Here is a 17,479-nt window from a genome sequence, read left to right on the forward strand (position 1 = left end):
GGGGTTCGGTTATGACCGGCGAAGACAAGCTTCGCGACTACCTGAAGCGGGCGACGGTCGAGCTCGCGGGCGCGCGCCGCCGGCTGGCCGAGTACGAGGCCCGCGAAAGCGAGCCGATCGCCGTGATCGGCATGTCCTGCCGGTTCCCCGGCGCCCCGGACGTCGAATCGTACTGGCGGCTGCTGCGCGAGGGCCGTGCCGCCGAAGTCGGCGACGTGCCCGGCGGCCGGTTCGGCCACCAGCCCGGCACCGGCCGCCGCGGCGCCTTCCTGTCCGAAGTGGACGGCTGGGACGCCGGGTTCTTCGGTTACGCCCCGCAGGAAGCGCTGCGGATGGACCCGCAGCAGCGGCTGCTGATGGAGCTGGCCTGGGAGGCGATGGACGACGCGGGCACCCCGGCGACGCGCTTGTCGGGCAGCCGCACCGGCGTGCTCCTCGGGTTCTCCGACGCGTTCCAGTACGGCCAGGTGGAGGCGGAGCGCGAAGGCACCGGCGTGTACGCGGACCCTTACATGGGCCAGGGGAGCCTCGCCAGCGTCGTCGCCGGGCGGCTGGCGTACCACTTCGACCTGCGCGGACCGGCGTTCTCGCTGGACACGGCGTGTTCGTCGACGCTGGTCGCGGTCCACCTCGCGGCCCGCGCGCTGCGGGCGGGCGAGTGCGACTACGCGCTGGCGGGCGGCGGATTCCTGGCGCTGCACCCGTTCCTGTACGTCTACAGCAGCCGCAACGCGCTGCTGTCGCCGACGGACCGCTGCCACACGTTCGACGCGAGCGCCGACGGCTACATGATGGGCGAGGGCGGCGGGATGGTGGTGCTGGCCCGGCTGTCCGACGCCCTGCGCGACGGCCACCGCGTCCGCGCGGTGATCCGTGGTTCGGCGGTCAACCAGGACGGCCGCAGCAACGGCCTGACGGCACCCAACCGCGGCGCCCAGGTCGACGTGATCCGCCGGGCACTGGCCGACGCGGGTGCGTCCCCGGGCGACGTCGACTTCCTGGAAGCGCACGGTTCGGGGACACCGCTGGGCGACGAGATCGAGCTGGGCGCCCTCGGCGACGTGTTCGGCGAGCGCCCGGCGGACCGCCCGCTGGCGGTCGGGGCGGTCAAGACCAACATCGGCCACACCCACACGGCGGCGGGGATCGCCGGGCTGATCAAGACGGTCCTGGTGCTGGAGAACGGTGAAGTGCCGGCGAACCTGCACCTGCACGACCCGGCGGAGCAGGTGCTGGCGAGCGAGACGGTCCGGCCCTCGACGGGGCTGGCGGCGCTGCCGGACCGCGGCCGCCCGGCGGTGGCGGGGGTCAGTTCGTTCGGCTGGTCGGGAACGAACGCGCACCTGGTCCTGGAGGCGGCCCCGGCCCCGGCCCGGCCGGAGAGTGCGGAGCCGGCCGCCGAGCTGATCCCGGTGTCGGCCGCCTCGGCGGCCGCGCTGCGCGCCCAGCTCGCGAGACTCGGTGAAACCACGAACGTGGGGCTGGCCGATCTCGCGCACACCCTTCGCGAAGGCCGGGCGCACCTCGACCACCGGCGGGCCGTGGTCGCCACCAGCCTCGACGATGCCGCCCGGCAACTCGCCGCCGCCGCGCAGACCGCCGGGGTGCACCGCCGGCCCGAGGCTCCGAAGATCGCCTTCCTGCTCCCCGGCGTCGGGGACCAGTACCGCGGCCTGGCCACCCGGCTCTACCGCGAGGAGCCCGTCTTCGCGCAGGCCGTCGACGCGTGCTGCGCCATCGCCGCCGAGCGGTGCGGGGTCGATCTGCGGGCCGCCTTCTTCGCGGAACCGCGAGCCGTCGAAACGTCGCTCTTCGGGGGCGGTCCGGACGACGAACTCCTCGACCGCGCCGAGGTGGCGCACCCGCTCCTGTTCACCGTCGAGTACGCGCTGGCCCAGCTGCTCGCCGACCGGGGCGTCCGGCCGGGCCTGCTCGTCGGCTACAGCCTCGGCGAGTACGTCGCCGCCTGCCTCGCCGGGGTCTTCACCCTCGCCGACGCCCTGTACGTCGTCACCGGGCGGGCCCGGCTCATCGGGCGGGCGCCCGCCGGGCGGATGCTCGCCGTCGCCGCCCCGGCGAGCCGGATCGCCGAGGCCCTCGGCCCGACGCGGGTCGACGTGGCCGCGCTGAACGGCCCGCAGATGACCGTCCTGAGTGGATCGCCGGAAGACGTCGAGGCGGCGGCCGCGAGACTGCACGAGGCCGGGCTCGCCGCGCGGTCCCTGCGCTCGGCCCACCCGTTCCACTCGACCCTGCTGGAACCCGCCCGCGAAGAGCTGGCCGCGCTGGTCGCCTCGGTGCCCCGGCAGGCACCGGAGGTGCCCGTCGTCTCGAACGCGACCGGCACCCTCCTCACCGACGCCGAAGCCGTCGACCCGCGGTACTGGGCCGATCACCTCTGCCGCCCGGTGCGGTTCGCCGACGGCGTCCGGCACTGTGCCGGCGAGGACGTCGACGCCTACGTCGAGCTCGGCCCGGGCCAGACCCTCGGCGGCCTGGTGCGCCAGAACCTCACCGGGCCGGCCCGCCCGGCCGTGCTCGGCACGCTGCCCGCGCCGTGGCCCGTCGAGGACCGTCCCGCCGAAGGCACCGCGCTCCTCGGCACCCTCGCACGGCTGTGGGAACTGGGCGTCGCCGTCGACTTCACTCCGTTGCGGAGGGACGGCCGCACCGTCAGCCTGCCCGGCTACCCCTTCCAGCGCACGAAGTTCTGGCCCCAGGCGACACCGAAGGCCGCCGGCCCCGCCGAAGAAGCCGGCCGGCTCTACGCCCCGGTCTGGCGCCTCGACCCCACCCGCCCCACGACCGCCCCGCGGGGCTCGCTGATCACCACGAACGGCGAACTCGCCACCCTGGCCGCGCGAGCGGGGATGACCGTCGGCACCGACCCGGCGGTCCTGCCCCAGCCGGTCCACGTCGTCCACGACGGCGGGTTCGACGACCTCCTGCGGACGGTCCAGGCCCTCGACGGCCACGACGTCCGCGTGCTGACCGTCACCACCGGCGCGGCCGAGATCACCGGCGGCGACCTGACCGATCCGGACGCGGCCGGAGTGCACGGCCTCGGCCGCGGCGTCCGCGCCGAGTACCCGGGCCTGCGGTGGCGCGGCGTCGACGTCGAACCCGGCACCCCGGCCACGCACCTGCTGGACGAACTGAGTCGGCCGTGGACCGACGCCGCCGCGGACGAACCGGTGCTCGCCGGCTGGCGCGGCGGACGACGCCGGCTCCTGGAGTACACCGAGCTCACGCTCGACGACGTCACGCCGGACTGGGGCGGCACGCACGTCGTGACCGGCGGTACCCGCGGGCTCGGCCTGATCGTGGCGAAACACCTCGTCCGCCACGGCGCCCGCCGGCTCGCCCTGATCAGCCGCACCGGCGACGCGGCCCCGGCCGACCTCGCGGAACTGGCCCCCGCCGAGGTGCTGGTGCTCGCCGCCGACGCGGGGGTTCCGGAGCAGTTGCGGGCCGCCCTCACCGAGGCGAAGACCCGGTTCGGCGAGCTCGACTCGATCGTGCACGCCGCCGGCCTGCCCGGCGGCGGCCTCGCGCAGCGCCGGACCGCCGAGGACATGCACCGCACGCTCGCCCCGAAGGTCCGGGCGGTCGGCCCGCTCCTCGAAGCGGCGCCCCGGCGCCTGGTCCTGTTCTCCTCGATCGTCACGGTCGTCGGCGGCATCGGCGAAGCCGACTACTGCGCGGCCAACAGCGTCCTCGACGCCCACGGCGCCGCCCTGTCCACGGCAGACACCCAGGTGGTGACCGTCGCGTGGGGACACTGGCAGCACGACGCCTGGGCCGACGCGGCCACCGGCGAAGCCCGGCTCGCCTACCGCCGCCGCTACGGGTTCACCGCCGAGGCCGGCTGTGCCGTGCTCGACAAGCTCGCCGGCCACGGCTTCCGCGGCACCGTCGTGGCCCTGCGCCAGGACCTGCCGTCCGCCCGCCGCGAGCTGGCCGCCCTCAACGACCTGGGGGGCCTGCTCGAAGCCGCGCCGGCGCCGGCGACCCGGTACCCGCGGCCGCCGTTGCGCACCGAGTACGCCGCCCCGCGCGGCGAGCTCGAGACCGACATCGCGGGTGTCTGGGGCGAGTTCCTCGGCATCGACGCCGTCGGCGTGCACGACCCGTTCTTCGACCTCGGCGGCAACTCGCTGGTCGGCATGGCGATGGTGGCGGCACTGGAGAAGCGCCTCGGCCTGCCGATCGCCCCCGCCGTCCTCTTCGGCCACCCCACCGTGGCCGCGTTCGCCGCCGCCCTGACCGACACCGACTCCCCCGCCCCGCAGGCGGCGACCACCGGCTCCGCGCGCGGCCGTCGCCGCCGCCTGGCCGGCACCCGGAAATGAGGGACACCGTGACCGACACCAGCAGCGAAATCTCGCCCACGGACATCGCCGTGGTCGGGATGGCCGGCCGTTTCCCGGGCGCCGACGACGTCCGCGCGCTCTGGGAGACCGTGCGCGCCGGCCGCTCCGGCATCACCCGCTTCACCGACGAAGAACTCCTCGCCGCGGGCGTGCCCGCCGAGCGGCTCGGCGACCCGGCCTACGTCAAGGCGGGCGCCGTCGTGCGCGGGGTCGAGGACTTCGACGCGGGCTTCTTCGGGATCAACCCGAAAGAGGCCCAGATCCTCGACCCGCAGCACCGCCTTTTCCTGGAGCACAGCCAGCACGCCCTGGAGGACGCGGCCTGCGACCCGGCGCGCTTCGACGGCGCGATCGGGGTGTTCGCCGGCTGCGCGTGGAGCACCTACCTGACCCACAACCTGACGCCGGCGAACGCGGCCGGTGAGATGGGCGAGATCGCCATCGCCCTCGGCAACGACAAGGACACCCTGGCCACCCGGGTGTCGCACACGCTGGGCCTGTCCGGGCCCGCGTTCAGCGTCCAGAGCGCCTGCTCGACGTCGCTGGTCGCGGTGTGCGTCGCGGCGACCAGCCTGGCGAACTTCGAATGCGACGTCGCGCTGGCCGGCGGGGTCTCGATCGGCGTCCCGCACCAGGTCGGCTACCTCTACCAGCAGGGCGGCATCGCGCCGCCGGACGGCGAGTGCCGCGCGTTCGACGCCGCGGGCCTGGGCGCCCCGCTCGGCGGCGGCGTCGGCGTGGTCGCGCTGCGCCGCCTGGAGGACGCGCTCGCCGACGGCGACCGGGTGTACGCGGTGCTGCGCGGCTGGGCGGTCAACAACGACGCCGGCCGCAAGGTCGGCTTCACCGCGCCCGGTGTCGAGGGCCAGGCCACGGTGATCGCCGAGGCGCTCGCCGCCGCCGGGCTGGAGCCGTCGGACATCGGGTACGTCGAGGCGCACGGCACCGGCACCGCTCTCGGTGACGCCGCCGAGATCGCCGCGCTGCAGCAGGTCTTCGCGGGCCGGTCGCTGCGGATCGGCTCGGTGAAGACGAACGTCGGGCACCTCGACCGCGCCGCCGGCGTGACGAACCTGATCAAGGCCGCCCTCGCGCTGCACCACGAAGAGATCCCGCCGACCCGTAACCTCGGCACCCCCAACCCGCAGCTCACCGCGGGCGGCGCCGAGCTGACCGTGGTCACCGAGCGCACGCCGTGGCCGCGCACGGACACCCCGCGCCGCGCCGGTGTGAGCGCGTTCGGCATCGGCGGCACGAACGCCCACGTCGTCCTGGAGGAGGCGCCGCTGCCGGTGGCCGCCGAGGCCGCGGCCGGGCCGGAACTGCTGGTGTGGTCGGCTCGTTCGGCCGCCGCCGCGGACGCGGCCACCGCGAACCTCGCCGCCCACCTCGAAACCTCCGGCGACGCCCTCGCCGACGTCGCCCACACCCTCCAAAGCGGACGGACCACGTTCGGGCACCGGCGGATGCTGGTCGCTTCCTCACCGGCCGAGGCGGCACGAAACCTTCGCGAAGGAGCCGTATCGGCGTCGAGCAACGCCGGCGCCGGCCGCCGCGTCGGGTTCCTCATCGCGGGCACCGGCGAGCAGTACCCGGGACTGGCCGCGGAGCTGTACGCGTCGTCGCCGGTGTTCCGGGCCGAGCTGGACCGTTGCCGCGCGTTGCTGGGCGAGTCCGTCCTGGACGGGGTACTGGGCGAGCGGCAGGGCACCGGCGGGCTGGCCGCGCTGCTGGGCCGCACCGGCGGCGAGCGGGCGGGCGACCGCACCGAGGTGCTGCACCCGGCCCTGTTCGCCGTCGAGTACGCGCTGGCGCAGCTGGTGCGCTCGTGGGGTGTCGAACCCTCGGTGCTGGTCGGCTACAGCCTCGGCGAGTACGTGGCCGCGTGCCTGGCCGGGGTGCTCTCGCTCGAGGACGCCCTGGCGCTGGTGACGCACCGCGCCAAGCTGATCGCCGCCCTCCCCGGCGGGGCGATGGCCGCCGTGCCGCTGGCCGCCGACGACGTGCGGGCCCGGATCGCGGGCCTGGACCTCGACATCGCGGCCTTGAACGGCCCCCAGCTGACCGTCGTGTCCGGCACCGCGGAGGCGATCGAGGCGCTGCGCGCATCGCTGGACGAGGTGCCGTGCCGCCCGCTGGCGACCACCCACGCCTTCCACTCCCGGCAGCTGGCCGGCCTGCGCGACGAGCTGACCGCGTGGGTCGCCGCGAACGTCACGCTCCACGCGCCCACCATCCCGTACGTCTCCAACGTGACCGGCGAGCTGGTCACCGACGCGCCCGCCCCGGCGTACTGGGCCGAGCACATGTGCGCCCCGGTCCGGTTCGACGACGCGCTCGCGACAGTGCTGGCCGACGAGGACACCGTGCTGCTGGAGCTCGGGCCGGGCCGGTCGCTGGGCGCGATGGCCCGCGGGCACCGGGCGTGCCCGCCGAAGCGCTGGGCGTCGGTCGTCCCGACGCTGCCCGGCGCCGACGACCCGGTGCCGGCCACCACGGCGCTGGCCGAGGCGGCCGGGCGGCTGTGGCTGGCCGGCGTCGACCTCGGCTGGACCGGCGTCCGCGGCGGCCGCGACGCACGGCGGGTCGGCCTGCCCGGGTACCCGTTCCAGCGCGAGCGCTACTGGATCGACGCGCCGGGGACCGTCACGCCGGAAGTCCCGCGCCTGGCCGCCGAGCCCGACGAGCACGTGCAGGTGCTGACGCCGTCGTGGCGGCCCCAGCCCGCGCCCGCCGCCGGCACCACGGGCCGGGTCGCGATCCTGCCGGACTCCGGCGGTGTCGCCGCGGCGCTGGCGGAACTGCTCGGTGACGTGGCCGGCGTGGCCGAGGCCGACACGGTGGTCGACCTGTCGGTCCTCGACCTGGACGACGAGGTGGCGGCGGTCCACGCGGTCTCGCGCACCCTCACCGCGGCGGCGGGTGACGGATCACGCGCGGTCCGGGTCCTGCTGGCCACCCGCACCGGCCAAGCGGCCGGGAACGGCCGTGGTGCCGAAGCGGCGGGCTCGCCCGCGTTCGGCCGGTTGCGGCCCGCCCAGGCGGCCGTCGCCGTGCTGCCGGTGGTCGCGAACCAGGAGTACCTCAACCTCGAGGCCGGCACCGTCGACCTCGACGCCGCCCACTCACCCGCGGAAGCCGCGGCCGTGCTGGCCGCCGAGCTGCGCTCCCCCGGCACGCCCCTGGTCGCCTACCGGGGTGACCGGCGGCTCGTCCCCGGGCACCGCCCGGCCGAAGCGGCCGGCGCCCCGGCGATCCGGCCCGGCGGCAGCTACCTGATCACCGGCGGCCTCGGCGAGGTCGGCCTCACCGTCGCCGAGCACCTCGTCACCCGGGGCGCCCGCCGGCTGGTCCTGGCCGGCCGCAGCGGCGGCACCGGCCCCGCCGTCGCCCGGCTGCGGGCCCTGGGCGCCGAGGTCCACACCCCGCGCGTGGATGTCGGCGACCTCACCGCGATGCGGGCGCTGCTCGCCGAACACCGCTTCGACGGCATCGTCCACGCCGCGGCCGACTCCACCGGGTTCCGGCCACTGTCCGAACTGGACGAAGCCGCGATCGCCCGGCACTTCGCCGCCAAGGTCGGCGGGGCCCGGGTGCTGGCCGCGGCCCTCGACGAGCTCCGGGCGGCCGACCGTCCCGAGTGGACGCTGCTGTTCTCCTCCACCTCGGCGCTGCTCGGCGGCGTCACCTTCGGCAGCTACGCCGCGGCCAACGCGGCTCTGCTCGCCGAGGCCCACGGACGGCCCGGGTGGATCGCCGCCGCCTGGGACACCTGGCCGGGCACCCTCGAACGCCTGGACGGCCGGCTCGGCGCGACCATGGCCCGGCACGCGATGACCCGCACCCAGGCGCTGGCCGCGTTCGACCGGCTCACCGCCCTGCCCGGCCCGGCCGTGATCGTCGCCGCCGGCGGGCTCGACGAGCGGCTGCCCGGCGCGGCGAAGGTCACCACGACCACCACCGCCGACCGGTTCCCGCGGCCCGACCTGCCGCAGCCCTACACCCCGCCGATGACCGCCACCGAACGCGGCCTGGCCGAGGTCTGGTCGTCCGTGCTCGGCGTCGAGCCGGTCGGCACGCGGGACAACTTCTTCGACCTCAACGGCAACTCGCTGCTCGCCCTGCAGATGCTCGCGCTGGTCAAGGAGCGCTTCGGCGTCGCCATCCCCACCGTCACCCTGTTCGAGCTGCCGACCGTGCAGGCGCTCGCCGCCACCCTCGACCACCAGGCACCGGTCGTGGCCCCGGCCGCCCCGGTCGTCGTGGCCGATCCGGACGACGACGAGCTGGACCGGCACATCGCCATCGTCGGCATGGCCGGCCGGTTCCCCGGCGCCGGCACGGTCGACGAGTTCTGGCGCAACCTCTGCGACGGCGTCGAGTCGATCACCTTCTTCAGCCCCGACGAGCTCGTCGCCGCCGGCGTCGACCCGGCGCAGGTCCGCGATCCGGCCTACGTGCCGGCGCGGCCGGTGCTCGACGACGTCACCGGCTTCGACGCCGCCTTCTTCGGCCTCAGCCCGCGGATGGCGGCGCTGACCGACCCGCAGCAGCGGCTGTTCCTGGAGGTCTGCTGGGAGGCACTGGAGCAGTCCGGGTACGCGCGGCCCGGCGACGAACGCGGCCGGGTCGGCGTGTTCGGCGGCTGCAACCTCTCCACGTACCTGCTCGGCATCGCCGGGCAGTTCACCTCCGACGCCGACGCCAGCATCTACGAGCTGGTCATGGGCAACGACAAGGACGCTCTCACCACGACCGTGTCGTACCTGTTCGACCTGCGCGGCCCGAGCATGGCGGTGCAGACCTTCTGCTCCACGTCGCTGGTCGCGGTGCACACCGCGATGCGCAGCCTGCGGGCGGGCGACTGCGAAATGGCGCTGGCCGGCGGCGTCTCGGTCCGGGTGCCCGACCGGATCGGGCACCTGCACTCCCCCGGCGGCCAGGAGTCGCCGGACGGGCACGTGCGCACCTTCGACGCCCAGGCCCACGGCAGCATGTTCGGCGACGGCGCCACCGTCGTGGTGCTCAAGAAGCTCGGCGCGGCCCTGCGCGACGGCGACCACATCTGGTCGGTCATCCGCGGCTCGGCGATGAACAACGACGGCGCCCTCAAGGTCGGCTACACCGCGCCGAGCGTGGGCGGGCAGTCGCGGGTGATCGCCGACGCCATGGCCGACGCGCGGGTCGCGGCCGAAGACGTCGGGTACGTCGAGGCCCACGGCACCGCGACCGAGCTGGGCGACCCGATCGAGGTCGCCGCGCTGACCCGCGCGTTCGGGGACACCGCCGAAAAGCAGTACTGCGCCTTGGGTTCGGTGAAGCCGAACGTCGGGCACCTCGACCGCGCCGCCGGCACGGCCGGGCTGATCAAGGCGTCGCTCGTCGTCCGCGAAGGGCTGATCCCGCCGACGCTGCACTACACCGCGCCGAACCCGGAGATCGACTTCGCGCACAGCCCGTTCCGGGTGGCCGCCGAGCTCGCGCCGTGGAACACCGGCGGCGGCCGTCCCCGGATCGCCGGGCTCAACTCGCTGGGCATGGGAGGCACCAACGTGCACGTCGTCGTCGAACAGCCGCCCGACCGGCCGGCGCCGCCGCCCGGTGACCCGGACACCGAACGCCGCTACCAGGTGCTGCCGGTGTCGGCCCGCACCGCCGAGGCCGCCGACACGGCCGCCCGGCGGCTCGGCGAGCACCTCGCCGGCACCCCGGACGCGCGGCTGGCCGACGTCGCGTTCACCCTCCAGGAGGGCCGCAAGACGTTCGAGCACCGGCGCGCCGTCGTGGCGTCCGATGTGGACGGTGCGGCCACGGCACTGGCCGGCGCCCCCGCCGCCCGTGTCGAACCGGTGCAGGACCGGCCGGTGGCGTTCCTCTTCGCCGGCGTCGGCGAGCAGTACCCCGGTCTCGTGGCCGAGCTGTACCGGCGCGAGCCGGTGTTCCGCGCCCACCTCGACGAGTGCCTGGGGCACCTCGACGGCGACCTCGTCACCGGTGAGCGCGGCGGCGGGCCGAGCCTGGCCGCGCTGCTGGGGCGGACCGGCGAGGAGGACCCGCGCGCCGAACGGCTGCAGCGCACCGAACTCGCGCAGCCCCTGATGTTCGCCGTGGACTACGCCCTGGCCCGGACGCTCGTGGACTGGGGACTGCGGCCCGCCGCGATGCTCGGCTACAGCCTCGGCGAGTACGTCGCCGCCTGCCTGGCCGGGGTGCTCTCCCTCGACGACGCCCTGGCGCTGGTCGCCAAGCGCGCGGAGCTGATCGCCGCGCTGCCGGGTGGGGCGATGGCCGCCGTGCCGCTGCCGGTCACCGAACTGGAAGCGCGCTTCGACCTCGCGGGCATCGACATCGCCGCCGTGAACGGGCCGGAACTGGTCGTCGTGGCCGGGGAGCACGCGGCGGTCGAACGCCTGGCGGAGGACCTGCGGAGGGTGGACGTCCCGTGCCGTCCGCTGCGGACCAGCCACGCCTTCCACTCGCGGATGCTGGCGCCGGCCGCGGCGGAGCTGACGGCCTGGATCACCGCGAACGTCACGCTGAACGCGCCCGAGCTGCCTTACCTGTCCAACGTGACCGGCGAGCCCGCGACCGCGGAGCTGGTCACCGACCCCGGGTACTGGGCGCGGCACATGTGCGAGACCGTCCGGTTCGCCGACGCGGCCACCGCGCTCCTGGCCGACGAGCACCTGGCCGTCGTCGAGATCGGCCCCGGCCCGTCGCTCGGCGCGCTGCTGCGGGGGCTGAGCCCGGCGAGCCGGTGGCCGATGATCACGGCCACGCTGCCCGCCGCCGACGACCCGCGGCCGGCCGACGAGGTGCTCACCGACGGACTGGCCCGGCTGTGGCTGCTCGGCGCGAGCCTCGACTGGCCGGCCTACCACGGCCGCGGGACGGCGACGCCGGTCTACCGCGGGATCGCCCCCGGCCGCGTGCCGCTGCCGACCTACCCCTTCCAGCGGCAGCGCTACTGGATCGAAGCGGCACCCGCCGCCGGGGGCCGCCGGATCGAGACCCCCGCGGACGGGCCCCTGGAGGAGTTCGACCGGATCCCGCTGCTGCCGGAGGAGCAGTGGCTCAACCTGCCCACCTGGCGCCAGACCTCGGCCGCGCCCGCCGCGCCGCGGCCCGCGTCCTGGCTGGTGTTCGCCCGTCCCGGCCTCGCCGAGGACGTCCTCGGCGGGATCCGCCGCACCGGCGACCCGGTGACCGTGGTCCGGCCGGGCGCGGGGTACCGGCCGGGCCCGGACGCCACCGTCCGCCCGGGCGACATCGGCGACCTGCTGGCCCTGCTGCGCGACCTCAAGCGCAGTGGCACCCGCCTCGACCGCGTCGTCCACCTGTGGAACCTCGACGACGGCGACGCCCTGTCCCTCGGGCTGCACACGCTCGTCGCGCTGGCCAGGGCCGCCGGCGAGCTGGGCCTCGGCGGCTGGACGCTCGACCTCGCCGCCACCGGCACCCAGCGCGTCCTGCACGACGGCGAGCTGCGGCCCGACGCGGCCACGCTCACCGGCCCGAACCTGGTCATCCCGATGGAGTACCCCGGCGTGCAGACGCGGCTGATCGACGTCGACGCGGCCGCCGGAGCCGTCGGCGTGGTCGCCGAACTGCACCGCCCCGCCCCCGGCCGCACGGTCGCGTTGCGCGGCTCCCGGCGCTGGCTGCCCGGCTACGAGGTGCTCGCGCCGCAGCCGATCGAGCAGGCCCGAGAGGTGCTGCGCGAGCACGGCGTCTACCTGATCACCGGCGGCCTCGGCGGGATCGGTCTGGCGATGGCCGAGCGGCTGGCCCGCGACAGCCACGCGAAACTCGTGCTGTTCGGCCGCCGCGGCCTCCCGCCGCGCGAGCGCTGGGCCGGGATCGCCGCCGGCACCGACGAGGTGCCCGGCACGATCCGCGACCGCGTCGACCGCGTGCTGGCCATCGAGGCGCTCGGCGGCGAAGTGGCCGTCGTCGAGGGCGACGTCGCCGAAGAGGCCGACGTGCGGCGCGCGGTCGCCGTCGCGGTCGAGCGGTTCGGGGCACTGCACGGCATCCTGCACACCGCCGGCGTGCCCGGCACCGGGCTGATGCAGTTCAAGGAGCCCGGCGACGCCGACCAGGTCCTCGCGCCCAAGCTGCCCGGCTCCCGGGCCCTCAGCGCGGCCACCGAAGGGCTGGACCTGGACTTCGTCGCGTTGTTCTCCTCGATCACGTCGGTCACCGGCGGCGGCCCCGGCCAGGTCGACTACTGCGCCGGCAACGCGTGGCTCGACGCCTACGCCGCCGGCCACGGCGGCCGCACGGTGTCGATCTCGTGGGGCGAATGGACCTGGAACGCCTGGGACGACGGGCTTTCCGGGTACGAGGAGGACATCCAGACGTACTTCCGCGAGCACCGCGCCAAGTTCGGCATCGACTTCGAGCAGGGCTGGCGCACGCTGCTGCGGGCGCTCGCCTCGGGCGAGCCGCACGTCGTGGTGTCCACCCAGGACCTTCCGGCGGTGACGGCGGTGGCGGCCCGGTTCAGCGTCGACGCGGTGACCTCGGCCGCGCACGGCAAGACCGCGGACCGGCATCCGCGGCCGGAGCTGGTCACGCCGTTCCAGGAGCCCGAGGGCGACGCCGAACGCGCCGTGGCCGAGGCGTGGTGCGACGCGCTGCGCCTGGACCGGGTCGGCGCGTCCGACAACTTCTTCGAGCTCGGTGGCACGTCCCTGCTCGGCATTTCGCTGCTGGCGACGCTGCGCACGGCGTACCCGGACGCGGAGCTGCCGCCGCACATCATCCACGAGGCCCCGACCGTCGCCGCGCTCGCGAAGATCGCCGCCGGCGGGCCGGAGACCCCCGAACCCGCACCCGACAGCAGCGCGCAGGGACAACTGCGCCGCTCCGGCATCAAGGCCGCGGCCGCCCGACGGCGCCGGGCCTGAACTCCAGATCCGTCCACAGAAAGGGAACAGTCATGGCAGTCACGGGAGTGGTGGGCGCCGGCGTCATGGGCATCGGCGTCGCCCAGGACTTCGCCGCCGCCGGCCACGAGGTCGTGCTGGTCGACGTCGACGAGCGCATCCTCGACGAGGCCCGCGCCGCGATCACGCGCAACTGCCGGCTCAGCCGGCTCATGGGCGGCCCCGCACTCGACGCGGACGAGATCCTCGCCCGGATCACCACCGCGGTCGGCCTGGCCGCGCTGGACAAGACCGAGATCCTGGTCGAGAACGTCACCGAGGACTGGGGCATCAAGGCCGCGGTGCACGCCGAGCTCGACGAGGTGTGCGGCCCGGACACGGTGATCATCGCCAACACCTCGGCCGTGCCGATCACGCGGATCGCGTCGGTCGGCAAGAACCCGGGCCGCGTCATCGGCGTGCACTTCATGAACCCGGTACCGCAGAAGCCCGTGGTGGAGCTGATCCCGGGCTTCCACACCACGCCGGAGACGATCCTGCGCACCCGCGAGCTGCTCACCAGCATCGGCAAGCGCTGGGTCGACGTGAAGGACGCCTCCGGTTTCGTGTCCAACCGCGTGCTCATGCTGACGGTCAACGAGGCCGCCTACCTGGTGCACGAGGGCGTCGCCACCGCCGAGTCGGTCGACGAGGTCTTCCGCGGCTGCTTCGGCCACCCGATGGGCCCGCTGGAGACCGCCGACCTGATCGGCGTCGACACGATCCTCTACAGCGTCGAGGTGCTCTACGAGCACTACGCCGACTCCAAGTACCGCCCCTGCCCGCTGCTCAAGCAGATGACCGACGCCGGCCTGCACGGCCGCAAGAGCGGCCGCGGCTTCTACACCTACAGCTGACCCCTTTCGAACCAGGAGGAGAACGACCATGTCCGAGACCACCGGCGACATCCTCGCCTTCATCACCGGCCGCTTCCCGCAGGCCGCGATCACCGAGACCGAGGACATCTTCTCGCTCGGCTACATCAACTCCCTGTTCGCCATGGAGCTGGTGATGCACCTGGAGAAGACCTTCGGCGTCACCATCCCCAACGACGAGCTGCGGATCGACAACTTCCGCACCGCGGCGGCGATGACCGAGCTGGTCGGCCGCCTGCGCCCGGCCGCGACGGTGGGCTGAGCCGTGCCGGAGGTACTCACCGCGGTCCGCGCGCCCGGCCGCGAGGCCGCGCGGGCCTTCGTGGACGAGCACGTCGTGCCCCACGCCGACGCGTGGGACAAAGCCGGGCGGATCCCCGAAGAGCTGCTGGACGGGATGGCGCGCGCCGGGTTGTGGGCGCCGTTCCTGCCGCCCGAGCTCGGCGGCTTCGGCCTCGACATGGTCACCCTCGGGGAGATCCACGAGGAGGTCGGCCGCGGGTGCTCGTCGGTCCGCAGCCTGCTGACCGTGCACACCATGCTCTCCTGGGCGTTGCTGCGCTTCGGCACCGAGGCGCAGCGACACCGGTGGGGGCCGGAGCTGGCGAGCGGGCGCGTCCTGGGCGCGTTCTGCCTGTCGGAACCCGGCGCGGGCAGTGACACGGCCGCGATCACCACCACCGCCGTCCCCGACGGAGACGGCTGGCGGCTCGACGGCCTCAAGAAGTGGACCACCAACGGGCAGCGCGCGGACCTGTTCCTCGTCTTCGCGAAGGGCCCGGCCAGCACGATCGCCCTGCTCGTGCCGCGCGACGCGCCCGGTGTCACGGTCACCCCGATCGACGACATCCTCGGCACGCGCTCGTCGATGCTGGCGTCCGTCGAGTTCGACGGCGTCCGGCTGGGAGCCGACGCCCTGCTCGGGCCGAGCGGCTTCGCCTCCGGCATGGTCCTCACCGGCACGCTCGACCTCGGCCGCTACAGCGTCGCGGCCGGGTCGGTCGGCATCATCCAGGCCTGCGCCGACGCGTGCGCGGACTACACGAGCCGGCGCACCGTCGGCGGTCAGCCGCTCAAGGACCTGCCGCTGATCCAGGCGAAGCTGTCGGACATGGTCACCGACGTCCGCGCGGCCCGGCTGCTGCTGGCCGAGGCCGGACGGCTCAAGGACCGGGGCGACTCGGCCACGATCATGGCCACCTGGGTGGCGAAGTACTTCGCCTCGGTGGCGGCCGCGAAGCACGCGTCGGAGGCCGTGCAGGTGCACGGCGCCAACGGCTGCAGCACGGACTACCCCGTGGCCCGGTTCTACCGGGACTCGAAGGTCATGGAGATCATCGAGGGCAGCACCGAGATCCAGCGGATGACCATCGCCGCCGAGGCCTACCGGAAGCAGGTACCGTGACCAGTCTCCTCTCCCCCGCACCTGCGGCGAAGCCGGTGCAGGGCAAGATCAAGTGCGTGGTGTGGGACCTCGACAACACCGTCTGGGACGGGGTTCTCCTGGAAGACGGCGACGTCCGGCTCCGGCCGTGGGTGGTCGAGCACGTGAAGCGGCTCGACGCGATGGGCGTGCTGCACTCGGTCGCCAGCAAGAACGACCACGAGGCCGCGATGGCGAAGCTGCGCGAGTTCGGCCTGGACCGGTACTTCCTCTTCCCGCGCATCTCGTGGAACGCGAAGTCGGCGTCGATCGGCCAGATCGCCCAGAAGCTCAACCTCGGTCTGGACGCCTTCGCGTTCGTCGACGACCAGGAGTTCGAGCGCGCCGAAGTGGCGTTCGCGCTGCCGCAGGTGACCACAGTGGACATCCTCGAAGCCGACGAGGTGCTGCGGCGCCCGGAGTTCGCGCCGCGGTTCGTCACCGACGAGTCGGCGCAGCGGCGCGGGATGTACTTCAGCCAGCTCGCCCGCGACGACGTCGAGGCGGACTTCGCCGGCACCGGCGAGGACTTCCTGGCGAGCCTGGACCTGCGGTTCACCATCGCGCGGGCCAAGCGGGAGGACCTGCAGCGGGCGGAGGAGCTGACCGTCCGCACCAACCAGCTCAACTCGACCGGGCGGACGTACTCCTACGACGAGCTGGACGCGTTGCGTTCGTCGGCGGACCACGTGCTGCTCGTCGCGTCGCTGACGGACAAGTTCGGCTCCTACGGCAAGATCGGCCTGGCGCTGCTGGAGAAGGGCTCGCCGGACTGGCGGCTGAACATGATGCTGATGTCGTGCCGGGTGATGTCCCGCGGCGTCGGCACGGTCCTGCTGGGCCACGTCATGGGGCTGGCCCGGGCCGCGGGGGCCGGGCTGCGCGCGGACTTCGTCGAGACCGGGCGGAACCGGATGATGCAGATCACGTACGCGTTCAGCGGGTTCCGGGAGGTCTCGCGGGACGGCGCTCAGGTGGTGCTCGCCGCGGACCTTTCCGCGATCCAGGAGCCGCCGGCGTACGTGACGCTGGAGGTGGAGTCGTGACGACGGCCGTGGCGAGCCGCTGGCTGCCGTTCCCCGTGACCGCGGGGAACGTGCGGCTGTACTGCCTGCCGCACGCGGGCGGCTCGGCGTCGGCGTTCCGCTCGTGGATCGGCCGGCTGCCCGGGGTGACGGTGTGCCCGGTCCAGCCGCCCGGCCGCGAGACGCGGCAGAAGGACACCCCGCACACGGCGATGGCTTCCTACGTTGCCGACCTCGCGGACTTCGTGGAATCGGGTGAAGGGCCGTACGCGGTCTACGGGCACAGTTTGGGTGCGCTGGTCGGGTTCGAGCTGGTGCGAGAGATCGCCCGCCGCGGCGCGGCTCTCCCGGTGCACCTGGTGGTGTCGGGCTGCCCGGCCCCGCAGTGGCTCACTCCGGACGACCCGATCGTGGCGGGCATGGGCGACGCGGAGATCGTGGCCCTGCTGCGCACTTTGGGGGGAACCCCGGAGGTGTTCCTCAACGACCCGCGCGTGTTGCGGCTCATCCTGCCCCCGATCCGGGCGGACCTGACGGTGAAGAACACCTACGCCTACACCGCCGGCCCGCCTCTCGAGCTCCCGGTGACGGCCCTGGCGAGCACGGCCGACGTCCGCGCGAGCGTGGACTCGGTACTGGCCTGGCGGGAGCAGACGGTGCGGCCCTTCCGCGGGCACGTCCTCGACGGCGGGCACTTCGCGGTGCTGGAGCAGGAGGACGTGACGCTGGCCCACCTGGCCGCCGCCCTCCGCCCCTGGTCCTGAGCCGGAACGGGCATCACGCGTGTCTGGAGAGGCATCACGGGTGTCTGGAGAGGCATCACGGGTGATTGGCGGGGCATCACGGTGATGCC

General features: G+C 74.5%; 7 protein-coding genes. All 7 read left to right on the top strand.

Annotated features, from left to right (window positions below):
* Positions 1-11 precede the first annotated feature (11 nt).
* From DV20_RS36720 to DV20_RS36755, 7 genes are read left to right on the top strand one after another with little or no spacing between them, the layout of a single operon-like run.
* Positions 12-4,352 carry a type I polyketide synthase gene (locus DV20_RS36720; RefSeq protein WP_043787962.1) on the top strand — a complete coding sequence of 1,447 codons (4,341 nt, stop codon included), beginning with the start codon at positions 12-14 and terminating at the stop codon, positions 4,350-4,352.
* A gap of 8 nt (positions 4,353-4,360) precedes the next feature.
* Complete coding sequence (locus DV20_RS43325) at positions 4,361-13,285, top strand: type I polyketide synthase (RefSeq protein ID WP_051736282.1); 8,925 nt, start codon at positions 4,361-4,363, stop codon at positions 13,283-13,285.
* 32 nt (positions 13,286-13,317) lie between these two features.
* Complete coding sequence (locus tag DV20_RS36735; protein WP_043787963.1) at positions 13,318-14,160, top strand: 3-hydroxyacyl-CoA dehydrogenase family protein; 843 nt, start codon at positions 13,318-13,320, stop codon at positions 14,158-14,160.
* 28 nt (positions 14,161-14,188) lie between these two features.
* On the top strand, positions 14,189-14,440 hold the full coding sequence (locus DV20_RS36740) for an acyl carrier protein (RefSeq protein ID WP_043787964.1): 252 nt from the start codon (positions 14,189-14,191) through the stop codon (positions 14,438-14,440).
* Positions 14,441-14,443: 3 nt separating this feature from the next.
* Positions 14,444-15,583 (top strand): acyl-CoA dehydrogenase family protein, encoded by a 1,140-nt coding sequence (locus DV20_RS36745; RefSeq protein ID WP_043787965.1) that lies wholly within the window; start codon positions 14,444-14,446, stop codon positions 15,581-15,583.
* Positions 15,580-16,647 (top strand): HAD-IIIC family phosphatase, encoded by a 1,068-nt coding sequence (locus tag DV20_RS36750; RefSeq protein WP_043787967.1) that lies wholly within the window; start codon positions 15,580-15,582, stop codon positions 16,645-16,647. Before DV20_RS36745 ends, DV20_RS36750 begins: the two co-directional genes overlap by 4 nt.
* Positions 16,644-17,390, top strand: a complete 747-nt coding sequence (locus DV20_RS36755; RefSeq protein ID WP_051736283.1) for a thioesterase II family protein — start codon at positions 16,644-16,646, stop codon at positions 17,388-17,390. Before DV20_RS36750 ends, DV20_RS36755 begins: the two co-directional genes overlap by 4 nt.
* Positions 17,391-17,479 lie beyond the last annotated feature (89 nt).

The organism is Amycolatopsis rifamycinica, from assembly GCF_000695625.1.
Classification (GTDB): Bacteria; Actinomycetota; Actinomycetes; order Mycobacteriales; family Pseudonocardiaceae; genus Amycolatopsis; species Amycolatopsis rifamycinica.

Bases quoted from the DNA above. Each gene is read 5' to 3' on its own strand.
- DV20_RS36720 (WP_043787962.1), top strand. From the start codon at position 12: ATGACCGGCGAAGACAAGCTTCGCGACTACCTGAAGCGGGCGACGGTC.
- DV20_RS36735 (WP_043787963.1), top strand. From the start codon at position 13,318: ATGGCAGTCACGGGAGTGGTGGGCGCCGGCGTCATGGGCATCGGCGTC.
- DV20_RS36740 (WP_043787964.1), top strand. From the start codon at position 14,189: ATGTCCGAGACCACCGGCGACATCCTCGCCTTCATCACCGGCCGCTTC.